This window comes from Sphingobacteriales bacterium (genome assembly GCA_016706405.1).
Classification (GTDB): domain Bacteria; phylum Bacteroidota; class Bacteroidia; order Chitinophagales; family UBA2359; genus BJ6.
Genome location: JADJJT010000001.1, coordinates 1,503,203 through 1,514,722 on the forward strand (window position 1 = coordinate 1,503,203; position 11,520 = coordinate 1,514,722).

At 39.3% G+C, this 11,520-nt stretch carries 9 protein-coding genes and 1 pseudogene; 9 read left to right on the top strand and 1 reads right to left on the bottom strand.

What is annotated here, in order from left to right; all coding sequences use genetic code 11:
- Nucleotides 1-145 precede the first annotated feature (145 nt).
- The 8 genes and pseudogenes from IPI59_05790 (at nt 146) to IPI59_05825 (ending at nt 8,823) form a co-directional block, all read left to right on the top strand.
- The gene (locus IPI59_05790) at nt 146-1,141 is read left to right on the top strand and encodes an alpha/beta fold hydrolase (GenBank protein ID MBK7527062.1); all 996 of its coding nucleotides are present in this window, start codon (nt 146-148) and stop codon (nt 1,139-1,141) included.
- A gap of 524 nt (nt 1,142-1,665) precedes the next feature.
- Complete coding sequence (locus tag IPI59_05795) at nt 1,666-2,271, top strand: DUF3109 family protein (protein ID MBK7527063.1); 606 nt, start codon at nt 1,666-1,668, stop codon at nt 2,269-2,271.
- Nucleotides 2,272-2,488: 217 nt separating this feature from the next.
- Complete coding sequence (locus IPI59_05800) at nt 2,489-3,292, top strand: hypothetical protein (protein MBK7527064.1); 804 nt, start codon at nt 2,489-2,491, stop codon at nt 3,290-3,292.
- Nucleotides 3,293-3,381: 89 nt separating this feature from the next.
- Nucleotides 3,382-3,783, top strand: a complete 402-nt coding sequence (locus IPI59_05805) for a lactoylglutathione lyase (GenBank protein ID MBK7527065.1) — start codon at nt 3,382-3,384, stop codon at nt 3,781-3,783.
- Nucleotides 3,784-4,102: 319 nt separating this feature from the next.
- Nucleotides 4,103-5,476, top strand: a pseudogene (locus tag IPI59_05810) (tryptophanase).
- A gap of 397 nt (nt 5,477-5,873) precedes the next feature.
- Complete coding sequence (locus IPI59_05815; protein MBK7527066.1) at nt 5,874-7,370, top strand: T9SS type A sorting domain-containing protein; 1,497 nt, start codon at nt 5,874-5,876, stop codon at nt 7,368-7,370.
- A 194-nt stretch (nt 7,371-7,564) separates the two neighbouring features.
- The gene (locus tag IPI59_05820; protein ID MBK7527067.1) at nt 7,565-8,353 is read left to right on the top strand and encodes a hypothetical protein; all 789 of its coding nucleotides are present in this window, start codon (nt 7,565-7,567) and stop codon (nt 8,351-8,353) included.
- A 20-nt stretch (nt 8,354-8,373) separates the two neighbouring features.
- The gene (locus tag IPI59_05825) at nt 8,374-8,823 is read left to right on the top strand and encodes a hypothetical protein (protein ID MBK7527068.1); all 450 of its coding nucleotides are present in this window, start codon (nt 8,374-8,376) and stop codon (nt 8,821-8,823) included.
- A 145-nt stretch (nt 8,824-8,968) separates the two neighbouring features.
- Here the strand turns inward: IPI59_05825 and lnt are convergent, their stop codons facing one another.
- A complete protein-coding gene (gene lnt / locus IPI59_05830; protein MBK7527069.1) occupies nt 8,969-10,636 on the bottom strand; it encodes an apolipoprotein N-acyltransferase in 1,668 nt (555 codons plus the stop codon).
- A 274-nt stretch (nt 10,637-10,910) separates the two neighbouring features.
- Here lnt and IPI59_05835 point away from each other — a divergent pair, with 274 nt between their 5' ends.
- Nucleotides 10,911-11,516, top strand: a complete 606-nt coding sequence (locus IPI59_05835; protein MBK7527070.1) for a superoxide dismutase — start codon at nt 10,911-10,913, stop codon at nt 11,514-11,516.
- Nucleotides 11,517-11,520 lie beyond the last annotated feature (4 nt).

Consider the following 11,520-nt stretch of genomic DNA (forward strand, 5'->3'; position numbering starts at 1 on the left):
ACTCGTCATATTTTATTAATACTCAAACAATAAGCCGCAAAATTAGGTTTTTTACCTGGTACAAAAGCAAAAACAACAATTATGGCAATTAAATATTTTGCCAAAATCTTAGTGTATCTTTGTGTTTTACCTTGTGTATAATAGTATGCCCTTAATTAGTAGTTCGTTGTACAAGTCGCCGTGGTGGCTGAGTCAAAATGGCCATATACAAACTATTTACCCTTATTATTTGCGGCGGGTAAAGGAGTTGCCCTACCTGCGCGAGCGTATAAACACCCTCGATGGCGACTTTATAGACGTAGATTGGTACAAACAACCCGTTACTAATAGCAAGCTTAATGATACGTTATTAATTGTTTTGCATGGTATGGAAGGGCACTCGCTAAGACCCTATATTTTGGGCTTGGTAACCAAAGCCACACAGAGTGGATTTGATGCTTTAGCCGTTAATTTTAGAGGGTGCAGCGGGCAGCCAAATCGGTATTTACATGCCTACCACAGCGGCCAAACTGATGATTTGCATTTTTTGGTCGATAGAATTGCCCAAACCAATACCTATAGGCGTATATTTCTTGCCGGATTTAGTTTAGGAGGCAATGTGGTCCTTAAATATTTAGGCGAACATGGAACAAATATTGCCAACCTTGTAAAAGCCGCTGTTGCCTTTTGTGTGCCTACTAATTTGGCCGAAAGTGCTAATATTATGGGCAAGGGATTTAACCGAAATTACGAGAAAAGTTTTTTAAACTCGCTAAAACAAAAATTAGCCGAAAAGGCAGACCGTTTTCCAGAGGATATTGACCTGCTTACCGTTAATAGTATGCAGCGATTATTTGATTTTGATGAATACTATACCAGCCGCGTACACGGCTTTGAAAATGCAGCCGACTATTATGCAAAAGCCAACAGCCATCAATTTTTACCCTTTATTTGTGTACCCACCCTGCTTATAAACCCACTTAACGACCCATTTTTGCCCCCTGCCTGCTACCCTACCGAAATTGCCCGGCAATCGAATTATTTTTATTTAGAACTGCCCAAACACGGCGGACATATTGGTTTTTATACCGCCAATGCTAAAAACGGCATTTATTGGCATGATGAAAGAGCTTTATCGTTTTTAATAGAAAAAGGAGCATAAAACAACAATATCGTTAATCAATTATTTATTTTATCCGGATATTAAAAAATAAGTTGTTTGGGAATAGTGCCTTCCGGATAAAAAAGAGTCAAAATACAACAATTTTAATCTACATAATACCAACGTGATTTACAATATAGACCAAAGTCAAAACTTTTCAATTTCCGGAAAAGGTATTACATGAAAACAAAGTCATCAATACCACTACCCGCGCCTTCGAGCTGTTGTAGGTTTACAAACGGAAAAACCGTTTAAAAAACAAGCGTATAAAATACTGTTTGAGCGAAGCGAGTTTATTTTATAGCTTGTTTTTAGGTTTTGAAGTGCAGTAAACCGTTAAACAGCAGGTCGCAGCGCTTGATTTTTTTGTTACTTTTTTTATCAAGAAAAAAAGTATAATAAAACAGAAACCATATATTTTGTTCTTACAACAAAACAAAGCAATTCTGTTTAAGTTTATTGGGCTAATTATTTATTCATTTTGGTATAATATACTCACTTCATTTAAAAAAAAGCAATTTTATATGTTAGCCATTGACAATAAAATTATAAGCAGCGAAGTATTAGATACCCATTTTGCCTGCAATTTACAGGCCTGCCGCGGAGCTTGCTGTGTGCAAGGCGACACCGGCGCTCCCCTTGAACCCGCCGAATTAACCGAAATTGCCAACGCTTACCCCCATATAGAAGATTTACTTACCCAAGAGGCCAAAACTGCCATTGCCCAGCAGGGTTTATACGTTACAACACCCAACAGCCAGTATGCAAACCACTCTACTACCTGTATAAACCAAACGGGCGCTTGTGCTTACGCCATTTTTACCGCACAAGGCGTGGCTATATGTGCTTTTCAGCAAGCCTATAACGAAGGAAAAATTAGTTGGCCCAAACCCATTTCCTGCCATTTATACCCAGTGCGCATTTCCAAAAACGAACATTTTGAGGCCGTCAATTACTCCGAATGGTTTATATGCAAGCCCGCTTGTAAACAAGGTAAAAAACTGCAAATACCGCTGTACCAGTTTGTGCGCGAGGCAATAATACGAAAATACGGCCAGGCTTTTTACGATACCCTGCACGAGGCAGCGCAAGCAACCATAAACCTGCGCCAGAAAAAAAATAGGCTTTAGTTTGCCGTTTCAAAAGCAAGAGAATTAAAAAATTAGGCTATTTTTGTCTTAAAATTATAAAATGCCTTGGTACCTACCTGTCTTACAAATAAATTATATAGTAATGATTTGCAAATTAACGCTACCAAAACTAATTTTATTTTGCTGTTTCCTTTTAACCTCTTGCGATGTACAGAAGACAGAAAATTCAAACCCTTTTACAATTGAGACGACATATTTGAAAAAGTTAATTGCCGATTGGAGTGATGCCCACAGTTCAAAGGATATTGGGGTATTGGCAAATTTGTATGCCGATTCTATCTTGTATTACGGCACTCAAACTAATAAAAACACTTGTATTGCAGACAAATTATTGTTTTTTAAAAAATATCCGGATTTTGACCAAAAAATTGTGGGCAATATTCAGCACGAGAAAATAAATAGCGCTGCCTTCAAATGCTCGTTCGTTAAAAGAGTAACACTAAATCAACAAACTAAAGACTATCCCTCCTACCTTGTCTTTTCAAAAAAGCAAGACAGTTGGAAAATTACAACCGAAGGAGATGCAATAACAGATAAAAATAAGACAATACCCAAAGATGCTAAAAAAGGAGACTTTAACGGCGACGGTGTATTGGATTATGTTCGGGTAGTACCGCCACAACTTGAAGATGAGGACTGTAAAGGCGAGTGCGCCTGTGAGCTCAAATTTTCTGATAACTCTATACCCACCATTAGAATTGAAAATTGTATTGGCGGAGAGGTAGATAATTTGGGAGACTTAAATAAAAATGGCTCAGACGAAATAGGCATATTGCCCGGGTGGTGGCAGGGCTGTTGGAGAAGTTACATGGTTTACACCCTTAAAAACAAGAAATGGATATTTGCAGTAGAGCCATTTATAACGCATTGCAATCAATGGGAAGAAGGTGTTAACCCTATACAAATTGACCATAATAAAGCTGGTAACGTAATAATCAGATACAGTGAACACACGGGCGAAGACATTGTTACAAAAACAAAATCGGTTCCAATTAAGTAAGTTTTGCCGTTAGGTAGTAGCCATTGCCCAACAAAATTGACAAATTAAATGATATTAATTTAAGACAATCTTTTTACAATTCCATAATGATAAACCATATCAAATTTACAGAGATAATTTTATACGTCAAAGACCAAGATGCAAGCTGTAAATTTTATCAAAATATATTTCGGCGCCCACCCGACCTAAATGTTCCCGGCATGACAGAATTTAATATATCTAATAATTGCAAAGTTGGACTAATGCCTAATAAAGGTATTGCTAATATTTTAGGCCCTAAAATGCCACACCCCGACACTGGAACTGGTATTCCGAGATGTGAACTGTATTTACAGGTTGACAATATTCAAGAAGAATTTGAAAACGCAATAAAAAGCAAAGCAGCTTTAATTAGCCCCATTATTGACCGAGATTGGGGAGACAAAGTTTGCTACTTCTCCGATCCGGATGGGCATATAATAGCATTTGCAGAAAGCATACAAAAAAATTAAAACACAGAACTTCCACGCTATTGTGTTTTACCGGCCTAAACATCCGGATAAAAATACCCAAATTGCCGCTTAAATATTTTTTCTGAGTTATGTATTTCGAATTAGACGATGTTCATCCATAGTTCTTGCCTTATTATTTTATTTAAATGATTTTTGTCATGTTTTAATTGCGTAGTTTGTTGCAATTTTGCACCCTTCTAATTTGGCTAAATATTATTAGCCCCTTTCATTGCCGTTGCCTCTTTATAATTGCTCGAACCATTGCTTTTTTAAAATTTAAGTAAACCAAAAGTTTGCACAAACAACAACAGTAAAATAGATGAAAACTATTATTGAGCCTTTCAAAATAAAATCGGTAGAGCCTATCCGTTTACAACCAAAGAACAACGCATTCAACTGCTTAAAGAAGCTCATTACAATTCATTTTTGTTAAAATCTGAAGATGTAATTATTGACCTACTGACAGACAGCGGCACCAGTGCCATGAGCAGTAATCAATGGGCAGGCATTATGCAAGGCGACGAATCTTATGCCGGAAGCCCGAGTTTTTTTAGATTTGAAAGCGAGGTTCAAAAAATTACCGGACTTCCTATTGTTATACCTACCCACCAAGGCCGCGCAGCCGAAAAAATAATTTTTAGCATATTAGGTGGCCCCGGCAAATATTTTGTAAGCAATACTTTATTTGATACCACCCGCGCCAATATTGAATTTTCGGGCGCAACCGGGGTTGATTTACTGTGCGAAGAGGGGAAACATATATCTATACCCGCGCCCTTTAAGGGAAATATGAATACCGAGGCATTGAAACAATTTATTATAGAAAAAGGCGCCGAAAATATTCCGCTTTGTATTGTAACGGTAACCAACAACTCGGGCGGAGGGCAGCCCGTAAGTATGCAAAATATTAAAACAGTTCGAGAAATTTGTACCCAATACGGCATCCCCTTATTTATTGATGCCTGCCGATTTGCCGAAAACTGCTATTTTATTAAAAAAAGAGAAAAGGGATACGAACACAAAACTATTCCGGAAATAGCCAATGAGCTTTTTTCGTATGCAGACGGGTGCACCATGAGTGCCAAAAAGGATGCTTTTGCCAATATCGGTGGCTTTTTGGCCTTGCACGACAAAGAACTGGGCGCAAAACTGTAGAAACTTGTTAGTAATTACCGAGGGATTTCCAACTTATGGGGGCTTGGCAGGCAGAGATTTAGAAGCCATTGCCATAGGTTTGGAAGAAGTAATGGACGAAAATTATTTACAATACCGTATTAGAAGTATTGAATATATTACCGAAAAATTGGTGCAGGCTAAAATTCCGGTAATGCAGCCCAGCGGGGGCCATGCAGTTTATTTAGATGCCAAAGCCTTTTTACCGCACATCCCCGTCAATCAGTATCCCGGTCAGGCATTAGTGGGTGCCTTGTACACCGAAGGGGGTATTCGCGGCGTTGAAATTGGCTCGCTGATGTTTGGCAAATACGATGCAAACAATAATTTAATACCGGCACCCATGGAATTGGTCAGGTTGGCTATACCGCGCCGCGTATATACACAAAGCCATATTGATTATGTGGCCGAGGTTATTATTGAGGTGTTTTCTAAAAGGATGGAAATAAAGGGATTAAAAATTGTGGAAGAAGCGCCTATGCTAAGGCATTTTACAGCAAAACTTAGCACTTTAGACTAAGTTCTATCCCATACTCTAATTTGAATTACTATTCAACTCAAGCTTAGTACTTCTCAATCATCCGGAAAATATTGTTATAGTGTTCGGGGTTTTCTGAATCCGGAAAGAAAGTGTATTTGCCTCCTTCACAAAAAAACCAAAAAGCCGGAGTTCGAGTTGCAGCACTTTCTTTTTCTTTCTGCTTCGCCGATCTTCACTTCACAACCTTGCGCTCCTAATCAAAAGAGAAGTTCTTTTTATTTGGCTCCTATGGCAAACACATGCCATTTTCCCTTCAAAGTTACCGCAGTACCCCCGTCCTTTGTTGTAAGAATAATTTTTTTACGAATTAAAAAATTTAAAAAAAAAGCCTATTTTTGCAATCAAATTACAATCACTAATAATAAAACTAAACGCCATGATGAAAAAAAACTCAATATTATTAATAGGTTTACTTGTGGCCTTAGCATCAACAACACAAGCACAAGTATGGACCCAAATTGGACAAAATATCAACGGAGAAGCAGCGGGCAACTTTTTGGGCACATCCACAAGCATAAGTTCAAACGGATCAATAGTAGCTATTGGTGCGCCTGCTAATAGCCAAAACGGTTTTAATGCCGGCCATGTTCGTATATACCAAAACCAAGGCGGAGCATGGACACAACTTGGTCAGGATATTGACGGTGAAGCAGCCTATGACGAATTTGGCTCAGCTGTAAGTATAAGTTCAGACGGGTCAATAGTAGCTATTGGTGCCTTTGGTAACGACGGAAATGGTAGTTATGCTGGCCATGTGCGTGTTTACGAATATAAAGATGCAATATGGACACAAATAGGGCAAGATATTGACGGCGAAACTGCAGGAGACCAGTCAGGTACAGCAGTGAGTTTAAATTCAGACGGGACAATTGTCGCTATTGGCGCACCTTCGAATAGTGAAAATAATGCTTTTTCGGGCAATGTACGAGTTTATCAATATAACGGTGCGGCATGGATACAAATAGGGCAGGACATTGACGGCGAAGCAGCAACCGATTTTTCAGGTATAGCAGTAAGCTTAAGTTCAGACGGGTCAATTGTGGCTATTGGTGCTGATGCAAATGACGGAAACGGTTCTAATGCCGGACAAGTTCGTATTTACCAAAATCAAAATGGAGAATGGACAAAAATAGGACAAGATATTGACGGTGAAGCAGCGGAAGACTACTCGGGTCGTGCTGTAAGTTTAAGTTCAGACGGGTCAATTGTGGCCATTGGTGCTGATGCAAATGACGGAAATGGTTCTAATGCCGGACAAGTGCGCATTTACCAAAACCAAGGCGGAACATGGACACAACTTGGCCAGGATATTGACGGCGAAGCAGCTGTTGACGGGTTTGGCTCTTCAGTAAGCATAAGTTCAGATGGGTCAATTGTGGCTATTAGCGCGCCTGAAAATGACGGAAACGGCTCTTGGGCTGGCCATGTTAGAGTTTATGAAAACAAGGGCGGGGTTTGGCTTCAAACAGGGCAGGATATTGACGGCGAAACAGCAGAAGACTATTTTGGCCGATCTGTAAGTTTAAGTTCAGATGGGTCAATTGTGGCTATCGGCGCTTCCGGAAATGATGGCAACGGATCTCTATCCGGACATTTGAAAATTTATGCGAGTACTTCTGTAGGAGTTGAAACCCAGCAGCAGCCAAAATTTTTAATCTATCCTAATCCAACAAGTAACAGTATTAATTTAAAATTGGTTACAAATGACATCAAAAAAATTACAATCTCAGATATAGTAGGAAGGCAACTATATGAAAAAATAAAATTACAACAAAACGAACAAATTGACCTATCTGGTTTTACGCCTGGCATTTACTTAATTCAGTTTCAAACAAATAATCAAACGTTTGAAGCAAAAATACTGAAAGAATAAATAATAAACTTTGTAAGATAAAACTGAAGCAACAAAATATGCTATTTTTCTATCCGGATGATATGATTGATAATATTAGAGATTTTATATTTATTAATTTAGCATATATTTGTTTTCATCAACAAACATAAACATATAAAAAGGCAAAATATTTTGTGTCTTATAAATTACAATATAATAAATAATATTACAACATGAATCCTTTCAAACAAAGAAGCTCATTTCCATCGAGTATTGTTACAGGGCTTGTAGGTTGGATTGGCTTTATTTTTATAGGCTCGCTAATTTTTGGCTTTAAAGTTCCATCCGAGATATTGTTGCTGCTTGGCCTTGCCTCTGCCTTGGTTCAGACTGTATTTTTACGGCTTACATTTTTTGTTTTACGAATGCACAAACATATTTTAATTGGTGCATTTTGGGGCTTAGTAACGGCAGTCGGAATTTTTTACGCCACAACAGTATTTTATTCTAATTTAAAAACACATCAACTTTATTGGTTAATTATTTACGCTTATATTGGTGCCCCCGTAGGAGCGTTTTTGTCGTATTTTTATATCGATGATAAGAAGATATTTGATGCGGTGGATGGGCAAAAATCTGCTCCAGATTTTGGTCGAGATGCCCACTGGCTCGAGCCTTTCGGTTTTGGGGCAATTGCCTATTTGCTTGCCTTTTTTCCTTTCGCCCATTTTGACTTAACTGTTAATGTTTTTTTAGTTGGTGCAATGAGTGGCGTTTTTGCAGCAGGCGCAAGCCATTTTTCTCCCGACAAATGGAAGCAGTCTTTTATTGTTCTCGCCATTATTATTTTAGGGCTGGGCAGTTTACAGGGTTGGCTAACGGGGTTTCTTTTTAGAGCCTATGCCGAACAGCTTTATACCAACAATTTAGTTCATGGTATAGCGGGCGGTGTAATTACCTATTTAATGACGTTTCTTCGTGGGCGGCAACTAGCAAATAAAGAAGGAAAAGGCTCACTATAATTTTATTATATAATACAATAATGTTACAACTAATTTGCCATATTTTACATATTGCCGCCACTTGTACCTCACTTGGAGGGCTGTTTTATTCCAGAATGGTTTTGCTACCCAATATGAGATATATTCCCCAAGAAGCAAGAGAACAATACCTCAACAAAATGATTAAACGTTTTGCCTATATTAAATGGGCAGGTGTAATTGTAATAATTATAACCGGAATAATACAGTGGATTGACATTTACCCCAATATCAATATCGTAGATAAGTCAAAATACTTAATTGCATTTGCAATTAAAATGATTGGTGCATTAGGACTTTTTTCTATTACTTTTTTACTTGCGCTACCCAACGAAAAGCTGAAAGGAATGCAGCAACACAGAGCTTTTTGGGCAGGTGTTAATATTTTTTGTGCGCTAACTATATTAATTGGAGCAGCCCTAATGAGGGCAACACGCAACGGGCAGCTATAAACTAAAACAAACGGTAACAGAACGCCGCGTGAGTAGCTAATATTTGAGCAAATTACTTGTTTTACCCATTCTATAAATCACTTCTTTATTCAATTAATAAAACACATTTCAGTTAAAGAATCCAGAAAAAGCAGGGTTGCAAGTTTCATCGTTTAAACTTTAAAAAAACAGCCCAGCCCAATAAGCACAAAGTCAAAAATAGTGCCATCCGGCTTAAATAATCGCCAAAGCGGGCATATATCGTTATGGTGTCGTTAGCTAAAATAGTATCTTTAATTGCCGCTGCCATCCACCAGGGTTGGGGCTGTAGTATATTGCCGCGCTGATTTACAAAACACGATGTGCCGGTATTAGCTGAGCGGGCAATACTTCGCCGCGTTTCAATGGCACGTAACGAGGCATAGGCTGCATGTTGTTTATACCCTGGTGTTTTACCCCACCACCCGTCGTTAGTAATAATAAAAATTAAATTGGCACCGCGCCGTATATATTCGGTTACATATTCGCCGTAAATACTTTCGTAACAAATAACGGGGGCAACGCCAATGCTGTCGGTGTTAAAAAATACGCTCCGATGTGCCTGTGTACCCCTGCTGCCCGATATGCCCTCTAACTGTACTGCCAAGGGTTCTAAAAATTTGAACACGCCAGGGTAAGGCATCCGCTCTGAGCCGGGTACCAATTTCGATTTGTGATAGTACTGTAATCGCTGCGAGGTGTCTATTTGTATGGCCGAGTTATACACATCGTAGGCGCGGTTTGTGTTTTTGAAAACCCGTGCCGTTGGACTTTCGTTTACGTTGTCGTATAATTTAAACGGCTCGAAACCTGCAACCAACGCCGTTTGTGGGTATTTACGCAAAAAATTGCGCAGGTATAAAATTTCCGGATGCGTTTGAAGGTCGGCTAACCAAAAACGGTCGTTATTTGGTATCGAGGTCTCGGGCCAAACTAAATAATCTACTTTCCGGAGGTTTTTGCTCTCGTTTACACTGCTTGAATCAACCTCCAAAACCTGCGCCGATAAGCGCAAAAATTTTTCCATTTGTTGCCCCATTGTCCGGCTGTCAAATTTTTCATTCCAAGGGTCAATATTTGGTTGCACCACGCCAACGGTTACCGGGCGGCCATGCTCTTGGTAAGTAAAATAACGTATTAACGAGGCTGTTACTGGCAATACTAACAATAATAGTATTAGCCCGAGGCGTTTTTGCCCCCATTTTTTATCCGGATATTGCTGCTGCGCTTTTGTAGTTTGGTAGCGTTGCCAGGCATCGAACACTAAAACGTTAATTATTAGTACCCACAGCGTACCTCCGGATGTGCCCGTTACCTCGTACCATTGAATAAGGGCTGGGAATTGCGCGAAGGAATTGCCCAAATTAAGCCAAGGAAAAGACAGCTCCCATTTTTGATGCAAAAACTCAAAACTCATCCAGGTAGCCACAAAAATTACAGCCCACCACTTTTGCCCAAGCCTGTGCTTAATACCATGGTATGCCAGTAATGGAAAACTCATAAAAAGCGAGTTTAATACAAAAGCCATAACACCGCCCCATAAGCTTGCATTTTTAATCCACCACGTATCTAATAAATTCCACAGCAAAAAATACAAATACCCCCATAAAAACAAACGCATGTACCTTGTTTTTGTAGGGTGCTGTCCGCCTTGATTGGCAATGTGGTTTTCCAAAGCTAACAAAGGCACAAAGCCAATAAAAACTAAAGGTATTAACGGCAAAGGAGGCCAGCAAAGCCACAATAAAACGGGGCCAAGCAAACATAAAAATAATCGGTATTGCCAGTTTTTCATCAGATAACAACACAAAAAATACAAAACTAAAAGTGCTACAAGCGCAAATATACTTACAATAAACCAAACATTGGCCTTAGTTGGCAAAACATAATTGGCTAACTAATACTGAATTTATACTAAACAGTTTTACTATCTAATTGTTATATACCAAGAAAGCAAGCAAATAACTTAGGAAACTCATTTTAAACGCTGTTTTTGCTTTACGCTTAACTTGTTCAATTCTACTCAATTAATCACAATATAAATAACTTTTTAAATCGTCAATTATTTTATGGCCTTTCAATTAGCCCCCCTGCCATACGCTTTTAATGCGTTAGAACCCCATATTGATGCCCGCACCATGGAAATTCACCATGGTAAACACCACGCAGCCTACACCAACAACCTTAACGCTGCCATTGCCGGCACCCCCAACGAGGGGAAAACCATCGAAGAATTATTACAAGTAGCCGGCAGCAGCCCCGCTATACGCAACAACGGCGGCGGATACTTTAATCACAACCTTTTTTGGAACACCATGTCGCCAAATGGCGGCGGCCAACCTAACGGCAATTTAGCAACCGCTATTAATACTGCCTTTGGCTCGTTCGATGAATTTAAAAAACAATTTGCCGCTGCTGCTACCACCCGCTTCGGCTCGGGCTGGGCATGGCTTGGCGTAAAACCCGATGGCAGCCTCTGCGTTTGTTCAACTGCCAACCAAGATAACCCACTAATGGATATAGCCGAATGTAAATGCCAGCCAATTTTGGGCTTAGATGTTTGGGAACATGCCTACTACTTAAATTACCAAAACCGCCGCCCCGACTATATTAATGCTTGGTGGAGCGTAGTAGATTGGAGTGCTGTTGCCAAATTATATGAAGCAGCCTGCTAATTAT